Source organism: Falsiroseomonas sp. HC035 (assembly GCF_050563525.1).
In the GTDB taxonomy this organism is placed as follows: Bacteria; Pseudomonadota; Alphaproteobacteria; order Acetobacterales; family Acetobacteraceae; genus Falsiroseomonas.
Genome location: NZ_JBNXUN010000001.1, coordinates 529,614 through 546,855, shown reverse-complemented (window position 1 = coordinate 546,855; position 17,242 = coordinate 529,614). Strand labels below are relative to the sequence as shown.

Annotated in this window: 13 protein-coding genes; 5 read left to right on the top strand and 8 right to left on the bottom strand. The window is 70.2% G+C overall.

Annotated elements, in window-relative coordinates:
- Nucleotides 1-11 precede the first annotated feature (11 nt).
- The 5 genes from ACLF3G_RS02705 to ACLF3G_RS02685 form a co-directional block, all read right to left on the bottom strand.
- Entirely contained in the window at nt 12-2,303 is a 2,292-nt protein-coding gene (locus tag ACLF3G_RS02705; protein ID WP_430667772.1) for a methyl-accepting chemotaxis protein, read from the bottom strand.
- Between the two features lie 73 nt (nt 2,304-2,376).
- On the bottom strand, nt 2,377-3,705 hold the full coding sequence (gene chrA, locus ACLF3G_RS02700) for a chromate efflux transporter (protein ID WP_430667771.1): 1,329 nt from the start codon (nt 3,703-3,705) through the stop codon (nt 2,377-2,379).
- Nucleotides 3,705-4,553 carry a chromate resistance protein ChrB domain-containing protein gene (locus ACLF3G_RS02695; RefSeq protein ID WP_430667770.1) on the bottom strand — a complete coding sequence of 283 codons (849 nt, stop codon included), beginning with the start codon at nt 4,551-4,553 and terminating at the stop codon, nt 3,705-3,707. The genes chrA and ACLF3G_RS02695 overlap by 1 nt, the downstream gene beginning before the upstream one ends.
- A 121-nt stretch (nt 4,554-4,674) precedes the next feature.
- On the bottom strand, nt 4,675-5,490 hold the full coding sequence (locus ACLF3G_RS02690) for a chromate resistance protein ChrB domain-containing protein (protein ID WP_430667769.1): 816 nt from the start codon (nt 5,488-5,490) through the stop codon (nt 4,675-4,677).
- A 233-nt stretch (nt 5,491-5,723) separates the two neighbouring features.
- Nucleotides 5,724-6,458: a sulfite exporter TauE/SafE family protein gene (locus ACLF3G_RS02685; protein ID WP_430667768.1), complete on the bottom strand. Its 735-nt coding sequence runs from the start codon at nt 6,456-6,458 to the stop codon at nt 5,724-5,726.
- A 119-nt stretch (nt 6,459-6,577) separates the two neighbouring features.
- On the opposite strand from ACLF3G_RS02685, the gene ACLF3G_RS02680 reads away from it, so the two are divergent.
- The 3 genes from ACLF3G_RS02680 (at nt 6,578) to ACLF3G_RS02670 (ending at nt 9,199) form a co-directional block, all read left to right on the top strand.
- Entirely contained in the window at nt 6,578-8,197 is a 1,620-nt protein-coding gene (locus tag ACLF3G_RS02680; RefSeq protein ID WP_430667767.1) for a thiamine pyrophosphate-binding protein, read from the top strand.
- 8 nt (nt 8,198-8,205) lie between these two features.
- Entirely contained in the window at nt 8,206-8,826 is a 621-nt protein-coding gene (locus ACLF3G_RS02675; RefSeq protein WP_430667766.1) for a pyridoxamine 5'-phosphate oxidase family protein, read from the top strand.
- 160 nt (nt 8,827-8,986) lie between these two features.
- Nucleotides 8,987-9,199: a hypothetical protein gene (locus ACLF3G_RS02670; protein WP_430667765.1), complete on the top strand. Its 213-nt coding sequence runs from the start codon at nt 8,987-8,989 to the stop codon at nt 9,197-9,199.
- Between the two features lie 687 nt (nt 9,200-9,886).
- Here ACLF3G_RS02670 and ACLF3G_RS02665 read toward each other — a convergent pair.
- Nucleotides 9,887-11,158: an Hsp70 family protein gene (locus ACLF3G_RS02665; protein ID WP_430667764.1), complete on the bottom strand. Its 1,272-nt coding sequence runs from the start codon at nt 11,156-11,158 to the stop codon at nt 9,887-9,889.
- Nucleotides 11,159-11,275: 117 nt separating this feature from the next.
- On the opposite strand from ACLF3G_RS02665, the gene ACLF3G_RS02660 reads away from it, so the two are divergent.
- On the top strand, nt 11,276-12,250 hold the full coding sequence (locus ACLF3G_RS02660) for a Bug family tripartite tricarboxylate transporter substrate binding protein (protein ID WP_430667763.1): 975 nt from the start codon (nt 11,276-11,278) through the stop codon (nt 12,248-12,250).
- Nucleotides 12,251-12,298: 48 nt separating this feature from the next.
- Here the strand turns inward: ACLF3G_RS02660 and serA are convergent, their stop codons facing one another.
- Nucleotides 12,299-13,546 carry a phosphoglycerate dehydrogenase gene (gene serA / locus ACLF3G_RS02655; protein WP_430667762.1) on the bottom strand — a complete coding sequence of 416 codons (1,248 nt, stop codon included), beginning with the start codon at nt 13,544-13,546 and terminating at the stop codon, nt 12,299-12,301.
- Nucleotides 13,547-13,927: 381 nt separating this feature from the next.
- Here serA and ACLF3G_RS02650 point away from each other — a divergent pair, with 381 nt between their 5' ends.
- The gene (locus tag ACLF3G_RS02650; RefSeq protein ID WP_430667761.1) at nt 13,928-15,652 is read left to right on the top strand and encodes an FG-GAP-like repeat-containing protein; all 1,725 of its coding nucleotides are present in this window, start codon (nt 13,928-13,930) and stop codon (nt 15,650-15,652) included.
- Between the two features lie 18 nt (nt 15,653-15,670).
- Here the strand turns inward: ACLF3G_RS02650 and ACLF3G_RS02645 are convergent, their stop codons facing one another.
- Nucleotides 15,671-17,140, bottom strand: a complete 1,470-nt coding sequence (locus ACLF3G_RS02645) for a sensor histidine kinase (protein WP_430667760.1) — start codon at nt 17,138-17,140, stop codon at nt 15,671-15,673.
- Nucleotides 17,141-17,242: the final 102 nt, after the last annotated feature.

Below are 17,242 nucleotides of genomic sequence, written 5' to 3'. Positions count from 1 at the left end.
GGCCGCTGGCTTCACGCGGCGGCCTTGCGGGCGGCAAGCTGATCCAGCAGGTGCTGCAGGTGACGGGTATTCTCCGCCTCCTGCCGCACCACCAGGCCGAGGGTCGGCCAGTCCAGCCGCGCGATGCGGGCCTCGACGATGGCGCCCGCGCCCAGGTCCAGTCGCAGGCCGAGCCCGGCGCGCAGACCCGGCGGGGTGGGACCCTCGCCTTCCAGGGCGACGCCGCCGAGCGAGACGTCCCGCAATTTTCCGGCGAAAGGCTCGCCGCTGGCGGGATGCATCCTCAGGCGGCGCTGGTCACCCGGGACACGTTTGTACTGGCGGCGGTCGCCGGTTGTGTCGCGCAGCACGGCCATGAAGGAATCCACTTCCTTGCCGAGGGTCGTGGTCTCGGCGCCGACCTCGTTGGCGGCGTTCTGCACGAAGGCGCTGGATTCCCGCGCGTGCCGCGCCGCCGCGGCGGCTTCCTCCATCGCGGCGACGGTACGGCGGGAGGTATCGAGCACCGTGCTGACGTTGCCGGCGATGTCGCGCGTCGCGGCGCCCTGCTGTTCGACCGCGGCGGCGATTGCGGAGGCGGTGGCGCCCATTTCCTGCACCTCGTTCGCCATGCCGCGCACCGTGTCCACCGCTTCGCCGGCGGCGGCCTGGATCGCCTGGATCTGGCCGCTGATCTCGCCGGTGGCCTTGGCGGTCTGTGCGGCCAGGGCCTTCACCTCGTTCGCCACCACGGCGAAGCCCTTGCCGGCCTCGCCGGCGCGGGCGGCCTCGATGGTCGCGTTGAGCGCCAGCAGGTTGGTCTGGCCGGCGATGTCGCCGATCAGGCGGGCGACGTCGCTGATGGTGGCGGCGGCCTCGGCCAGCTTCACCATGGTGGCGTCGGCGCGTTCGGCCCGGCCGGCCAGGCTGTGCGCTGCGCTGGCGGCACCGCCGGCCTGACGCGCGATCTCGCCGACGCTGGCCGTGAGTTCCTCCACCGCCGCGGCGACCGAGCCGAGATCGTTGACCGAGGAATCGGCATGGGCCGCGGTCTGCCGCGCCCGCTGTTCGGTCTGTTCCGCGGTCGCGGCCATGTCGCGGGAGGCGACTCCCATGTGGTCCGCCGCCGCGGACAGGCCACGCATGACGCCGGACAGCGCGCCGCCGAAATCGCGCGTCTGGCGTTCCATCTCCTTCGCCTGTTGCTCGCGCCGCGTTCGTTCGGCGGCGGCGGCGCTTTCCAGTTGCCGTGTCTGCTCGGCATTGTGGCGGAACACCTCCAGCGCCGCAGCCATGGCGCCGATTTCGTCGGCTCTGCCCTGGCCGGGCACCGCCACGAGCAGGTCGCCGCCCGACATCCGCCGCATCGCCTCCGCCATGCCAGCCAGCGGCACGGCGAGGGACCGGGCGGCGAAGAGGCCGAGCGGCACGGTCAGCAGCAGCACGACGGCGCCGATGCCGAGGTTCTTGAGGAGCTGCGTCTGGTGGGCGGCTTCCGCCGCGAGGGTGCTTTCGCCGATCACCACGCGGCCGGCCGGCTGGCCGCGCAGGTCCGTCAGCGGGAAGGACCGCAGTTGGAACCTGCCGTGGGTGCCGAGCGTGGCGATCTCGGGCAGGGTCGGCGCGAGGAGTGGCGCGAGGGTTTCCTGGGGAAGGTTTTGCAGGGTGGAGCCGCTCAGCCGATCACCGGCGAACAGCAGCACCTGCATGTTCGTCGCCGCGGCGATTTCCATGGCGCCGGGCTGGCCGATGCGGCTGGCGACCCGCACGGTTCCCAGCACCGGCGCCCCGGGGGCGCCGGGACGGACCGGCACCACGGCGCCCATCGCGAGTTGCCGGCTGGCCGGCGAAAAGGTCAGGCCGGACAGGGCACTGCCCTGGAGGGCGCGCGCGACATCCGCGAGGCCGGATTTGTCATCTCCGGACTGGTCGGGATTGTGCCCGCGCAGCAGCACGCGGCCCCGCATGTCGGTGACCTCGAGGACATCCACGACCGGATCGACGGCACGGAGGGCCGCGATGGCGGGCACCAGCATGCCGCGCAGGGCGGCGGCATCGCCGGACTGGAGTGCGGCGGCGAGGTCGCCGCGCTGGGCGATGTTGCTGGCATGCGCCAGCATGCGCTGCTCCTGGCCCGAGACCCGCAACTCGGCCTGTTGCGCCGCGCGCTGCAGGGTCTGCTCGGTCCGCTCCGCCTCCTGCAACGTCGCGCTGACGATCTCGGTGCCGGCGACGACGGCCACCGCAAGGACGGCCGGCATCAGTGCCAACAGGATCAGGCGCGGCTTCAGGCCCCGCGCGAAGCTGAGTTTGGGAAGTGGCATCTCGTGACCCTTGGGGGATGGGAGATGCAGCCTATCGCGGGGTGTGTTGTCACAGTGTTTAAGGCGTAACGATCTAGCCCAGCAGGGCGCGCATCAGGAAGCCGGCGAGTGCGGTGACGCCGAGGGTGCGCAGCAGGCCGAGTTTTGCCGCGAACAGGCAGGCGGCGGCGAGCATGCTGAGCAGCATCGCCTCGGGCTGCAGGGTCTCGGCCACTGGCAGGTCGAGGCGGAGCGGGCCGAGGGATGTGGTCTCGACGCGGGCGAACAGCACGCGCAGCGCGAACCACAAGGCGAGGTTGGCGATGACGCCGACCACGGCGGCGGTGACGCCGGCCAGGGCCGCCTTCAGGCGCGGTTCGGCGTGCAGGCGCTCCACGAAGGGGGCGCCGAGGAAGATCCAGGCGAAGCAAGGCGCGAAGGTGACCCAGAGCGCGAGCAGGGAGGCCAGGATGCCGGTCCAGATGCCCTGGGCGGATCCGGCAAGGAAGCCCACGAATTGCAGCACCAGGATCAGCGGGCCGGGGGTGGTCTCGGCAAGGCCGAGGCCGGCCAGCATGTCGGCCGCCGTCAGCCAGCCATAGGTCTCGACCGCCTGCTGCGCGACATAGGCCAGCACGGCATAGGCGCCGCCGAAGGTGACGACGGCCATGACGGAGAAGAACCAGGCGATGTCGCCCCAGGGCACGGTGCCGGCGAGCAGCGCCACCGGCCACGCCCAGAGCACCAGGGCCATCAGGCCGGCGCGGCGGGCCATGCGGGCCATGCGGGGGATGCGGTCCGGGTCCTGAGCGATCAGCGCATCCAGCAGGGCGGGCGGACCGTCCTTGGCCGTGCCGTGGCCGCCGCCGGTGAAGTGCTGCGGCAGGGCATAGCCGAGGAGCGCGGCGGTGAGCACGACGACGGGGAAAGGCAGGTCGAAGGCGAACAGCGCGAGAAAGGCGGCGGCGGCCAGCGCCCAGGCGGCGGCGCCGTGCAGGGCGCGCTTCGCGACGCGCAGCAGGGCTTCCACCACCACCACCAGCACGGCGCATTTCAGGCCGAAGAACAGCGCGGCGACCAGCGGCACGGTGCCGAGCGTGACGTAGAGGATGGACAGCGCCAGCATCACCGCGGCGCCGGGCAGGATGAACAGCAGGCCGGCCATCAGCCCGCCGCGCACGCCATGCATCAGCCAGCCGAGATAGGTGGCAAGCTGCTGCGCCTCCGGCCCCGGCAGCAGCATGCAGAAGTTCAGCGCGTGCAGGAACCGCGCATCGGAGACCCAGCGGTGCTGTTCCACGACCTCCCGGTGCATCAGCGCGATCTGGGCGGCGGGGCCGCCGAAGGACAGCAGGCCGATGCGGAGCCACACGCGGAACGCCTCGCGCAGTGTGGGGAAGGGGGTGGTGGGCTGCTGGTCCATCAGGCGGCTCCCGGGCCGAAGGCGGCGGTTCCTCGGGCGAGCGCGGACGCAGGCCAGTTGTGGGTTTCCTCTGTGGCATCGCGGCACCAGAGATGGAAGGCGTCGTAGAGCGCGAGCCCGGCCTCGAGCTGTGCCAGGTCGTCCGGATAGAGGCGGGACAGGCCGAGCGAGGCGGCGAGCAGGCCGGCGGCTTGCGGGGCAAGGTCGGGCCGCGCGGTATCGGCGCCGCGCACCAGCAGGGCGAGTCGGCGCAGGGCGGGCGTTTGCAGCCCGTATTCATCGAGCATGGTGTCGAAGGTGCAGCCCTCCCCGCGATGGCTCCAGAAGACGCCCTCGATGTCGAAGGGCGTGGCGCCGAAGCGGTCGGCGACGGCGGCGACCTCGGCGGGGGCGACGAACAGGAACAGGGCAGCGGGGTCGATGAAGCGGCGGATCAGCCAGGGGCAGGCGATGCGGTCGACCTTCGGGCGCGACCGGGTGACCCAGATGGTGCGGCCCTGCGCGTCGCGGGGCGGGACCAGGCCGGTGCGGACCAGGGGCAGGCCGGCGTCGCGCCAGGCGACGAAGCCGCCTTCCAGCACGCGGGCCTCGGCGCCTTCGTGGCGCAGCCAGGCGGCGGTGCCCTCCGAAAGCTTCAGGCCCTTCTGGCAGGCGACGACGATGCTCGCGCCGCGCAGCGCGGGCGCCCAGGCGGCGATGTCGCGCGAATCGCGGGCGATGGCGGCCGGGAGCATGCGGGGGTCGGCCGCGGCATCTTCCGCGGTGCGGACGTCGATGAGCAGCGGCGCGTCGGGGCGGCCGATGCATTGGAAAAGTTCGTGGAGGGAGATCGATGTGGTGGCAGGCATGGTGCGTCCAGTCCCGAAGGGCGGTGGACGCGATGCTTGGGCCTGGTGCGAAGGGCGCGGCCTGATGGGGCGATCGCGCTGGCCCCATGCCGGCAAGCTTAGGAAGCCGGTTGAGGCGCCGTCAAGCGTAGCCCTGATTGGGCCAGTCGTGCACTTCCTCCGTCGCGTCGCGGCACCAGAGGTGGAAGGCGTCGTAGAGCGCGAGGCCGGCTTCGAGCTGGGCGAGGTCGTCCCGGTGCAGGCGGGACAGGCCGAGGGATGCGGCGAGCAGGCCGGCGGATTGCGGGGCGAGGTCGGCGCGGGAGGTCTCGGCGCCGCGGATGATCATCGCGAGGCGTTCGAGCGTCGGCGTGCGCAGGCCGAATTCGTCCAGCATCGTGTCGAAGGTGCAGCCATCGCCGCGGTGGGTCCAGAACACGCCCTCGATGTCGAAGGGGGTGGCGCCGAAGCGTTCCGCCACGAGTTCGACCTGGGAGGCGGCGACGAACAGGAACATGGCGGAGGGGTCGACGAAGCGGCGGATCAGCCAGGGGCAGGCTACGCGGTCCACCTTGGGGCGGGCGCGGGTGACCCAGACGGTGCGGCCCTGGCCGTCCCGCGCCGGGATGGCGGCGGGTTCCAGCAGCGGCATGCGGGCGGCGCGCCAGGCGGCGAAGCCACCTTCGAGGACCTGGGCCACGGCACCTTCGTGGCGCAGCCAGGCCGCGACACCCTCCGACAGCTTCAGGCCCTTCTGGCAGATGACGATGACGTCGCGGTCGCGGAAGGCGGGGGCCCAGGCGGCGACATCCTGGTGCTCCAGCACCTGGCTGGCGGGCAGCAGGCGGGGGTCCTCGGCGCGGTCGGCGGCATCACGGACATCGACCAGCACCGGGCCGTCGGGCAGGCCGATCAGGCGAGAGAGTTGCTGCGGGGTGAGCACGAAGGGGGAGGGCATGTGCCTGGTGGTCCAATCAGGCGCGGTGCCCGGGGTGGCGTACCACGGCGGGTGCAAACCCGCGACCGCGACGTGGCGGCGCGGGCGCGGAATACAAGCGATCAGCGCGGTCCGCGGGGGGAGGCGGGGACGCCGCAGCCGCAGTCCTCGGCGGGTGGAGGTGGGGCGGGCTGCGCGGCGGCAGGAGCCGCGAGGAGCAGGAGAAGGATCAGCAGGACCGGCATGGCGATGCCTCAGAACAGCAGGGAGATGCCGGATAGCAGCAGCAGGCCCAGCAGGACCAGACGGAAGCCGGTGGCGGGGATGTGGCGGTAGGCCTTCACGCCGAGCCAGCCGCCGAGCAGCAGCGCAGGCAGCGCCACCAGCAGCATGCGCGCGACTTCCCGGTCGAAGAAGCCGCCGGCGACCAGGCCGATGGCGGCGGCGGCCTGCATCACCACGATGAAGGGCTGGAAGATGGCGCGGGCCTCGTTGCCGCGCAGGCCCTTGAGATCGGCCCAGATGGTGATGATGGGGCCGGAGAAGCCGCCGAGCCCGCCGAGGATGCCGCTGGCCAGGCCGATGCCGGCATCGGCGCCGGGGCTGCCGCGCAGCAGCGGCAGGTTGCGGCGCAGCGCCATGCCAGACAGCGCCCAGAGCGAGTAGCCGACCAGCAGCAGGCCGATGGCCACGGCGATGACCTGGGGTTCGATGCGGGCGAGCAGCAGGATGCCGAAGGGGGTGCCGACCACGCCGCCGATGACGTAGGGGCGCAGGACAGCCCAGCGCATGCTCGGCCAGATGGCGCCGAGCGTGCCGAACTGGATCAGCAGGGAGCCGAAGACGACGATCGGCGCCACCTGCTGCGGTGGGAGCCAGTGGAACAGGATGCCGGCGGCGACCAGGCCGAAGGCGAAGCCGGCCATGCCGGAGGCAAAGGCGGCGGCGAAGCAGCCGGCCAGCAGGACGACGTATTCCGGGGGGATCATGCCGGGCAGGGAAGCCCGGCGGGCAGCGCCGGGGAAGCCCCCCTGGCGGGGTCCGTAGTCTTGTCTCGACGCGGGCTGCATGGTCCTGTCCGGGCCAAGCAGACGGGAATGGACGAAGCATGGCACGGCGCGGCGCGGATGTTCTGGTGCAGGGGCTGCGGGCGGCTGGGGTGACCCGCATCTTCACCCTGTCGGGCAACCACATCATGGAGGTGTTCGACGCGCTGGTGGGCTCCGGCATCGAGTTGGTGCACACGCGGCACGAGGCGGCGGCGGTGCATATGGCGGATGCCTGGGCGCGGCTGACGGGCCAGGTCGGCGTCGCCATGGTGACCGGCGGTCAGGGGCATGCGAACGCGACGGCGGCGCTGTGTTCCGCCTTGGCCGGGGAAGTGCCGGTGCTGCTGCTGTCGGGGCACGCGCCGCTGGCGGATATCGGCAATGGCGCGTTCCAGGAACTGCCGCAGGCGGCGATGGCGGCGCCGGTGAGCAAGGCGGCCTGGGCGGCGCAGACACCGCAGGGGCTTGCCGCGGATGTGGCGCGGGCGTTTGCCATCGCGCTCGGCGGGCGGCCGGGGCCGGTGCATCTCAGCCTGCCGACGGATGTGCTGGAGGCGGAGGTGGAGGAGGCGCCGGCGCCTGAAGCCTCCGCATTTGCGCGGCGGCCGATGCGCTTGGGCGGGCCGAGCGCGCTGGTGGTGGCGCAGGCGGTGGCAGCCGCCGCGCGGCCGTTGCTGGTGGCGCCGCCGGCGCTGTGCACGCCGGCCGGCGTGCTGGCGATGGCGGCGCTGGAGGCGGCGAGCGGGCTGCCTGTGGTGCCGATGCAGTCGCCGCGCGGGCTGGCCGATCCCTCGCTGGGCGCGTTTCCGGAGGTGCTGGCGGAGGCGGACCTGATCGTGCTGGTCGGCAAGCCGCTGGACTTCACGTTGAAGTTTGGGCGGGCTCCGGCGGTGGCGGCGGGGTGCCGCTGGATCGTGCTGGAGCCGGAGGGCGCGGTGGTGGCGCGGGCGCAAAGGCTGGTCGGGGACCGGCTGGTGCTGGCGGCGGTGGCGGATGCGACGGAATCGGTCGCGGCGCTGGCCAGCGTGATGCAGCCCGTTGCCGCGCAATCCGGCTGGGCGGATCGGGTGCGGGAGGCGGTGGCCTGGCGGCCGGCGGCGTGGGCGGAGCTGGCGGGTGCACCGGAGGGGCCGATCCGGTCGGCGACGCTTGGGCACGCGGTGAATGCCGCGATGGCCGAGCGGGATGCGACCTTCGTCTGCGATGGCGGCGAGATCGGGCAATGGGGCATGGCGATGGTGCGGGCGGGAACGCGCATCGTGAATGGCGTGGCGGGGGCGATCGGCGTGGGCATCCCCTTCGCCATCGGGGCGCGGGCGGCGCGGGCGGCGCCGACGCTGGCGCTGATGGGCGATGGCAGCTTCGGTTTCCATATGGCGGAGCTGGACACCGCGGCGCGGCACGGGCTGCCCTTCGTGGCGGTGGTGGGCAATGACAGCCGCTGGAATGCCGAGTTCCAGATCCAGGTGCGGGACTACGGCGCCAACCGCGCGCATGGCTGCGAGCTGGCGCCGGGGACGCGGTACGACCTGGTGGCGGCGGCGCTCGGTGGGCATGGCGAGAACGTCACGGCGGCGCGGGAGCTGGCGCCGGCGCTGCAACGCGCCTTCGACAGCGGCAAGCCCGCCGTGGTGAATGTGGTGCTGGACGGGCAGCCGGCGCCGACGCTGCGGCGGTAGGAAATTCGATGATGCAGGACGCGCATGCGGTAACGAGCCTGGCGCAGCTGGAGGCGCTGTACGGGGAGGCGGTGCCGGCTTCGCTGCAAAAGGTGCGGCGGGATCTGGATGTGCCGAGCCGCGACTTTATCGCGCGCAGCCCGTTCTGCGTGCTGTCCACGCGCGGGGCGGATGGGCGCGTGAACGGGACGCCGCGGGGGGATGCGCCGGGGTTCGTTTCCGTGCTGTCGGGGAATGAGGTGGCGCTGCCGGACCGGCGGGGGAACAACCGGCTGGATGCGCTGCGGGATATCCTCGGTGATCCGCAGGTGGCGCTGCTGTTCCTGATTCCGGGGGTGGGGGAGACGCTGCGGGTGAGTGGGCGGGCGACGATCAGCGCGGACCCGGCGCTGTGCGCGGCGATGGCGCAGCAGGGACGGGCGCCGGCGACGGTGCTGCGGGTTCGGGTGGAGGAAGTGTTTTTTCAGTGCGCGCGGGCGCTGATGCGGTCGCGCATCTGGGGGGAGACGGCAAGGCCGGCGGGGGTGCCGACGGCGGGGCAGTTCCTGGCCTCGGCGATGCAGGGGGCGTTTGACGCGGAGGCGTATGATCAGGCGGCGCCGGGGAGGTTGGCGGCGGGGCTGTATTGAGGGGCAATGCTCTGGATCGAACCACGAGCGAGCTGTCGTGCCTGTGTCTGATCTTCGTTTCGGTGGTGACTATATGTAGCGAATGGGCAAGCGTAAATCCGAGCGTCACCACTGGTGGCCCAAGGCAATATCCCGCCATTGGACCAACGAGAGCGGATGCGTGAATTGGCTCCTTCCCAATGGCATCGTTCGGCCGCTGAAGCCTGAAAATCTCGGCGTTATCGGCGACGGCCATTACATTCAACTTGGCAAAATACCCGGTGACCATACGGTTTGGGATGAGAGTTTTGAGCCGGAGTTTGAAAAGGCAGACGACAATTTCCCGACTGCACGAAAATGGCTCGAGTCGCTTGGAACGGAAGATCGAACATAGGGTTTTCCTGAGCAACAGAGGTTCGTGCCGCAGGTTATAGATGATGCAATGCTTGAGATTCTTGTTGAATGCACTGTTTCACTGGCAGTCCGCAGCCCAATGAGCCGGCTTGCGTCTGCAGGGCTGGCGGAGCGTTTGCGCGAAGGGCTGTCAGAGCGTGAGCGCAACTTACTCATCGCAGCGAATTTGAAGGGTCGACAGCGTCAGATATGCAAGGGTCTCGGTGTTCACGCGAAATTCTGCCTAAGTTTTTCGCACTTCGAGAATTTATTTTTGCCGATGGTTTCTACAGTAATCTGTCGGCGACTGCCAACCTTTCGATTCGGCCTATTGTCTGTGTTCCTTTGACGCCAACGATAAGTATAGTCATCGTCAGGTCAATTCAGTTTGGCCCAGAGCCTAGACTTTCGACTCTAGTTATAGCGCCAGATGAAGCGGATGCGTTCAATCAGATCGTGCAGATTTATCCGAAGGACGCGGTTTTGTATCAGTCAGAGGCGCCCGTACTCACGGAGCATTTCGTCGGCGGCCGACATTTTCAGATTGATCATCGGGAAAATATTATAGAGCATTTGAGTGGGTACCTCCCTGGTGTTCGGCATGGAGCGATCTACTGAGCGCTATGTTTTTGGCTGCTCCAAAGTGTTCCATCCGGAAAATTTTCTTATGTTTGAGGCAACTTACTCGCTAAACTGAGCCGATCTGAGCCACCTTCGTTTCGGCCTCCCACCCCATCAGCGCCAGCCCCTCCGCCACCGAAACAAACTCGCCTCCTGCCACTACCAGATCCTCCCCGAACCGCTCCTCGAAAATGCGCCGCACCGCCGGGACCAGCGAGGACCCGCCGGTGAGGAAGACGCGGTCCACCTGGTCCGGGGTCAGTGCGGCGTCCACCAGGGCGGCGTCGACGGCGGTGCGGATCTGCGCGAGTTCGGGGGCGATCCAGGATTCGAAATCGGTGCGGGCGATGTCCGCCGAAACCTCGAATTCGCCGTGGCGGAAATCCAGCACTGTCGTCTTCGCACGCGAAAGGGCGGCCTTGGCGGTGGAGACGGCGCGGTACAGGGCGTAGCCGGCCTCGTCCTTCACCAGGGCGATCAGGGCGCGGAGTTGCTCCGGGTGGTCGGCGGTGCGGGCCACGGCCTCGATGTCGCGCAGGGTCTTCGGCGCGCGCATCAGGGACAGCAGGTGCCACCGCGCAAAGCTGGAATACCAGGCGGGCGGGATGGGGAGTTCGGTGCCGGTGACGCGGTAGCTGCCGCCCTTGCCGAGCAGCGGAGAGATCACGCGGTCGATGATGCGGTAGTCGAAGGCGTCGCCGGCGACGCCGACGCCGGCCTGGCCCAACGCCGTGACGCGGCGCGGCGGGCCGGGGTCGAAGCGGAGCAGGGAGAAGTCGCTGGTGCCGCCGCCGAAATCGGCGACGAGGACCACCGCCGGGCGATCCAGCGTCGCCGCGAAGCGGTGGCCGGCGGCAGCGGGCTCCAGCGCCACCTGCACGTCCCGGTGGCCGGCCAGCGCGAAGCCGGCGCGCAGGCGGCGCTCGCCGAGCGCGTCGTCGGCGCTGCCGCCGACGAAGCGCACCGGGCGGCCAACCACGATGTGGGCGCCTGCGAGATCATCGGCGAAGGGGGCGAGCAGGGCGCGCAGGAACAGCGCCACCAGGGGCTCCAGCGCGTAGCCTTGGCCGAGGATGCGGGTCTCGGCGAAGCTGCGCTGGGCCAGGTAGCTTTTCATCGACATGATGAGGCGGGCGTCGAGCGGGTCGTCGAGATAGGCCTCGATGGCGGCGGGGCCGGCAGCGTGGCGGACGCGGCCGTCGGCGCCGTTCCAGAAGCAGAGCACGGAGCGGAACACGTCGTCCGTCGCCTGCCGCAGGACGCGCACCTGGCCGTCCGGTTGCAGGGACGCGACCACGCTGTTGGTGGTGCCGAAATCGATTCCGATGGTGGGACGCATGGGAGGGGGCACCGGAGGGGGGAGGGGCGCGCGTTGAAGCCGCGGGGCGGGTGGATGGCAAGGGCTGGTCCGGATGTTGCTTGGCCGGGGCGATATCCACCGACGGGAGCCGCCACCATGAACCGCCGCCACCTGCTTGCCGCCCTCGCGGCCGCGCCGCTGGCCGCGCCCCAACTCGCGCGGGCGCAGGGCTGGACGCCGGACCGGCCGGTGCGGCTGCTGCTCGGATTTCCGCCGGGCGGTGCCTCGGATGCCGCGGTTCGCATCATCCAGCCGCGGCTGGCGGCACGCCTCGGGCAGCCGGTGGTGGTGGAGAACCGGGCGGGGGCGGGCGGCAACATCGCGGTGGAGGCGGCGGCGCGGTCGGTGCCGGATGGCAGCACCATGGTCTCGGCCAATATCGGCACGCTGGCGGTGAACCCGGCGCTGGTGCGGCAGATGCCGTTCCATCCGAGCGACGACCTGGCGCCGCTGTCGCTGGTGTTCAACGCGACCAACGTGCTGGTGGTGCAGGCGGCGCGGCCGTATCGCAGTGTCGCGGATATCGTGGCGGCGGCGAAGGCGCGGCCGGAGACGCTGGTTTATGGCACCGGCGGCGTGGGATCGCCGGGGCATCTGTGCGGCATCCGGCTGGATGATCTGGCGGGCATCCGGACGGTCGCGGTTCCGTACCGGGGCGGCGGGCCGCAGATGCTGGGGCTGCTGGCGGGGGAGCAGGATTTCTCCTTCTCGCCGCTGGGCAACGTGGCGACGCATGTCGCGGCTGGCACGCTGCGGGCGCTGGCGGTGTCCACCACGACGCGGGCGGAAGGGCTGCCCGGCGTGCCGACGATGATCGAGACGGGGCTGACCGGGTATGAGGTGCTGAACTGGGACGGGATCCTGGTGCCGAGGGCGACGCCAGCGGCGATCCGCACGACGCTGGGCGATGCCATCCGGGCGGTGCTGGCGGAGCCGGAGGTGGTGGCGGCGTTTGCGCAGCGCGGGCTGACGCCGCGGCCGACCGGCGAGTCGGATTTCGCGGCGCAGCTGGCGGCGGATAGCACGACCTGGCAGGGGCTGATCCGGGCGGCGGGAATCCAGGCGAGCTGAAGGGGCCCCTTTCACTCAACCCTCTCCCCCTTTCAGGGGAGAGGGCTTTCAGCTGCGTTCGTAGATCAGGCGGGCGCGGATGGTGCCGGGGAGGGTGCGGAGTTCCTCGAGGATCGCCTCGGCTTCGGCGCGGGCCTCGACGCTTTCGATGACGCAGTAGCCGAGGTCGCCATCGGTCTGCAGGTACTGCGCGGTGATGTTCAGGCCGCGGCGGGCGAAGCAGGCGTTCATCTGCGACAGGATGCCGGGGGCGTCGCGGTGCAGGTGGGTCCAGCGGGCGCCGGTGGGGCGGGGCGGGAGCTGCACCTGGGGCAGGTTGACGCTGCCCATGGTGGCGCCGGTGTCGGAGTAGTCCACCAGCTTGCGGCCGACCTCCTGGCCGATGCGATCCTGGGCCTCGGCCGTGCTGCCGCCGATATGCGGGGTCAGGATGACGTTGGGCAGGCCCTGGAGCTCGGAGACGAAGGCCTCGCCGTTGCGCTTCGGCTCCTCGGGGAAGACGTCCACGGCGGCGCCAAGGATGCGCTTCTCGCGGAGGGCTTTGGCCAGGGCGGGCACGTCGACGACGGTGCCGCGGGCGTTGTTGATGAAGACGGCGCTGGGCTTCATCGCGGCGAACTGGCGGGCGCCCATCAGGCCCATGGTGCCGGGGGTTTCCGGCACGTGGATGGTGACGACGTCCGACTGCGCGAGAAGCTGGTCGAGCGAGGCCGCGGGCGTCGCGTTGCCGTGCGGCAGCTTGCCGGTGTGGTCGTAGTACAGCACGCGCATGCCGAAGGCTTCGGCCAGGACGGATAGCTGGCTGCCGATGTTGCCGTAGCCGATGATGCCGAGCGTCTTGCCGCGCATCTCCCAGCTGTTGGCGGCCGACTTGTCCCAGCCGCCGGCATGGGCGGCGACGGATTTGTCGACGATGCCGCGCATCAGCATCACGGCTTCCGCCAGTGTGAGTTCCGCGACGCTGCGGGTGTTGCTGAAGGGGGCGTTGAACACGGCGACGCCGTGATGGGCGGCGGCGGCGAGGTCGACCTGGTTGGTGCCGATGCAGAAGCAGCCGATGGCGATCAGGCGGTCGGCGGCGGCGAGCACCTGTTCGGTGACCTCGGTACGGGAGCGGATGCCGAGGATGTGGACGCCCTTCACCGCCTCGACCAGCGCGGCGCCTTCGAGCGCCTTCTTCTCGCGCTGGATGGCGGCGTAGTCGGCCTGGCCGAACAGGTCCACCGCGCTGTCGGCAATACCCTCCAGCAGCAGGATGCGGATGCGGTCCTTGGGGAGGGAAATGCGGTCGTTCATGCGCCTGGCCGAGGGGGAAGCGGCGCCTTCTGCCCGCTTGGGACGGCGGCGGCAAGAGGCAGGCGCGCGTGGCGCGGTGGGGGCGGGTCGCGGCAACGTTGCAACTCAGGTTGTTACAGTATTGAGTCCGGTCCGAAATGATTCCCAGCAGTCCTCGAGCCCTAAACGCAAAATGTAACCAGAATAGTTTGTTTATGAAAGGTCAATGCAGAGTAAGGAATCACGCAAAAACTGGCGGTTTGCCCACGCAGGAACCGAATTATTGTCCGATATTTTGGGGTCACAGAAGGTTTTGTTGTGGATTTTATTGGACTCCTGATCTGATTGGTTAGGCCGTCGCAGGAAAGCGTTGGTCGGACAACATCGGCGGGATGATTTGAAGTGTCAGGTTCAAGCATTGGCAGCGGCCCACAGCCGTCCTACGCAACCCAGATCCTTGTGGGTGACTTCAACGGCGATGGCCGCCCGGACGCCTTCCTGCCCATGGCGGCGGGCAATGGCAGTGATTCGGTATCGCAGCGCATCTTCCTCGGCGTCCCGGGCGGCGCCTTCGTCGATGGTGCGGCGCTGTTCGGCGCGGCGGGCACGCCGCTAGCGGTCAACCCGACCCGGGGGCTGATCGCGGACTTCAATGGCGACGGGCGCAGCGATGTCATCCTGCTGGACCATGGCGCGGCAGGGTCATCCGTGGGTGGCTTCAGCCAGCTCATCCTGACCACGCCGACCGGGCTGGCGGTGGCCAATGGCAATCTGTCGGGCGCCCAGCGGCTGACCTATGGCGGCGCGACCGGCGACATCGATCGCGACGGCGACATCGATGTGGTGCTGTTCAACCTGCATGACGCCACCGGCCATGGCGTGCAGGTGATGGTCAACGATGGCTTCGGCAACTTTGCGGAGCAGGCGGGGCGGGCGCCGCTGCACTACCAGCCGGCGGTGGCGCGGGCCGGTTCCATGGCCGGCACGCTGTTCGACGCCGATGGCGATGGTGACCTCGACCTGCTGGCGGGCACCTGGTTCGGCTCCGGCCTGCCGACGCAGATCTTCCGCAATGACGGCACCGGGTCCTTCACCCTGCCGGAGGTCTGGAACCTGCCGCCCTCGGGCGTCGCGAACGAGGTGGTGCTGCAGGCGGTGCCGACGGACCTCAACGGCGACGGCCTGCAGGACCTCGTCCTGGCGGTGACCGATGGCGGCACCTACGGGACCGATTATTTCACCGTGAGCTACCTGCAGTTCCTGGTGAACCGGGGCAACGGGCAGTTCGACGACGAGACGGCGCTGCGGCTGCCGCAATCCACCGCATCCCGCGGCACCGAGCCCGGGCTATGGCCGAAATCCGTTCTGAGTCTCGACCTCGACCTCGATGGCGACAAGGATTTGCTGGTCTGGCGCACCACGCCGTCCGAGGGTGCGCCGTTCGCGCTGGTGAACGATGGCGCCGGCCGGTTCACGCCAGGCTCCTCCGCCTCCTTCCTCGGGCTGGGTGCGGCGGACATGAACCTGGATGCGATCCCGGAGCTGCTGGTGATCAACGAGGGCCGTCTGCTGGTCCAGGGCAACGGCTTCGCCCCGTTCAGCGGCGGCGTCATGTCGATCACGCGCGAAGGCAGCAGTGGCTTCCTGCTGGCGGAGGTCTATGCCGGGCCGGTGGACTACCTGCAGTACGTCTTGCTGGGCTCCGATGGCGGCGAGGCGGTGGGCGGGACGTCGGGCAACGACTTCATGAACCTGCTGGGCGGTGACGACGCGGCCAATGGCGGGGCGGGGCGCGACGTGCTGGATGGCGGCGGCGGTTCCAACTTCCTGACCGGCGGCGCCGGCCTCGACGTGTTCTTCCTCGATGGCCGGGCGGGTGCGACCACCTGGAGCACCATCACCGACTGGGAGTCCGGCGAGCAGCTCAGCATGTTCGGCTACCGCCCCGGGGTCAGCACCCTGACCTGGGTCCAGGATGCCGGGACGGAAGGCTATCGCGGCCTGACCATGCATGGCGACCTGAACGGGGACGGCGCCATCGAGACCAGCGTGACCTGGAGCGGACTGACGAGCCAGTCGCAGCTGCCGTCGGCGGTGCAGTTCGACGGCCTGCTCTGGTTCACCTGAGCTGGTCCTGCTCGCGGCTCAAATGGCCTCCGACACGGTGGTGCGGGCCGCGAGCGGCAGGTCCAGGGTGCAGTCGAGGCCCTGCCGGCGCCAGTCGAGCAGGAGCCGGCCGCCGAGCTGGCCCCGCACCGTGCCCTCCAGGACCCGGGTGCCGAAGCCGCGCCGGGTCGGCGGGGCGGGGATTTCCGGGCCCCCGGTTTCGGTCCAGCGCAGCCGTAGCCGCCCGGCGTTGACCTGCCATCCCACCTGGACCCGCCCGCCGGGGGTGGACAGGGCGCCGTGCTGCGCAGCGTTGGTGGCGAGTTCGTGCACCAGCATGTTCAGAGGCTGCGCGGCTTCCGCCGGCAGGGCCACGGGTGGTCCCTCCAGCGTGCAGCGGGCGCTGCCGGGCAGGCTGCCGAGAAAGGCGGCCAGCTCCCCCTCCAGCATCGCCCGCAGGTCGGCGCCGGCCCAGCGGTCGTTGGCCAGCAGCGTCTGCGCGCGGGCGAGGGCGGCGACGCGGCCTTCGACGGCGCGGGCGTAGCTCGCCTGGTCGGGGGCACGGGTCAGGCGGAGCGCGGCCTGAACCACGGCCAGCATGTTCTTGGCGCGGTGGTCGACTTCCCGCGCCAGCATGGCCTGGCGTTCCTCCGCCTCGCGCCGGTCGGTGATGTCCATGACCGAGCCGACATGTCCGAGGAAGCGGCCGGCGGCATCGCGGCGCGGTTCGGCGGCATCGATGACCCAGCGCCAGCCGCCATCGGCGTGGCGCATGCGGTAGTCGAGGCGGAACGGCGCGTGGTCCGTGATCGCGCGGGCGAAGGCGGTTTCCACCTCGGGTCGGTCGTCCGGATGCAGCGGCGCCATCCAGTCGTGATGCTTCGCATCGGTGGCAGCCTGGCCGGTGAATTCGAACCAGCTGCGGTTCAGGTGGGTGCAGTGGCCGTCGCGGTCGGTCACCCACATCATCGCCGGTGCGGCATCGAGCAAGGCACGGAAGCGGCCCTCATTCTCCCGGAGCGCGCGTTCGGCCAGCACCTGGCGGGTGGTTTCCATGCAGGTGCAGAACATGCCAGCGACGCGGCCCTCATCGTCGTGCAGCGGGCTGTAGGAGAAGGTGTACCACGTATCCTCGGGGTATCCGTTGCGGTGCATGACGAGGTGGAGGTTCTCGGCCCAGGTCGACTGGCCGTCGAGCGCGCGCTGGACCAGCGGGACCAGCTCCTCCCAGATCTCCGGCCAGACCTGGCGGAAAGGCTGGCCGAGCGCGCCGGGATGGCGGGCCCCGAGGATGGGCGCGTAGGCATCATTGTAGAGGAAGGCGAGGTCCGGGCCCCAGGCGAGGAACATCGGCTGCCGCGAATGGAGCATCAGCCGTGCCACCGTCTCCAGCGCCGTGGGCCAGCCGGCGCGCGGGCCCAGCGTGGTGCGTGCCCAGTCGATTACGGGGAAGCGCCGCGCCCCCGAGCTTCGCTCCGACAGCGCGGTGGTGGCATCGTCGCGGGGCACGCACTCCGTCATTTACGCGTTCCAATGCTGTGGCGGCCTGAACCCGGCCGGTGGCCATGGAGGCCACGGACAGACAACCATGGCAGGTTGGTGGTGGGTCCC

Coding starts and splice junctions, on each gene's coding strand:
- ACLF3G_RS02705 (WP_430667772.1), bottom strand. CDS start 2,303: ATGCCACTTCCCAAACTCAGCTTCGCGCGGGGCCTGAAGCCGCGCCTG.
- chrA (WP_430667771.1), bottom strand. CDS start 3,705: ATGGACCAGCAGCCCACCACCCCCTTCCCCACACTGCGCGAGGCGTTC.
- ACLF3G_RS02695 (WP_430667770.1), bottom strand. CDS start 4,553: ATGCCTGCCACCACATCGATCTCCCTCCACGAACTTTTCCAATGCATC.
- ACLF3G_RS02690 (WP_430667769.1), bottom strand. CDS start 5,490: ATGCCCTCCCCCTTCGTGCTCACCCCGCAGCAACTCTCTCGCCTGATC.
- ACLF3G_RS02685 (WP_430667768.1), bottom strand. CDS start 6,458: ATGATCCCCCCGGAATACGTCGTCCTGCTGGCCGGCTGCTTCGCCGCC.
- ACLF3G_RS02680 (WP_430667767.1), top strand. CDS start 6,578: ATGGCACGGCGCGGCGCGGATGTTCTGGTGCAGGGGCTGCGGGCGGCT.
- ACLF3G_RS02675 (WP_430667766.1), top strand. CDS start 8,206: ATGATGCAGGACGCGCATGCGGTAACGAGCCTGGCGCAGCTGGAGGCG.
- ACLF3G_RS02665 (WP_430667764.1), bottom strand. CDS start 11,158: ATGCGTCCCACCATCGGAATCGATTTCGGCACCACCAACAGCGTGGTC.
- ACLF3G_RS02660 (WP_430667763.1), top strand. CDS start 11,276: ATGAACCGCCGCCACCTGCTTGCCGCCCTCGCGGCCGCGCCGCTGGCC.
- serA (WP_430667762.1), bottom strand. CDS start 13,546: ATGAACGACCGCATTTCCCTCCCCAAGGACCGCATCCGCATCCTGCTG.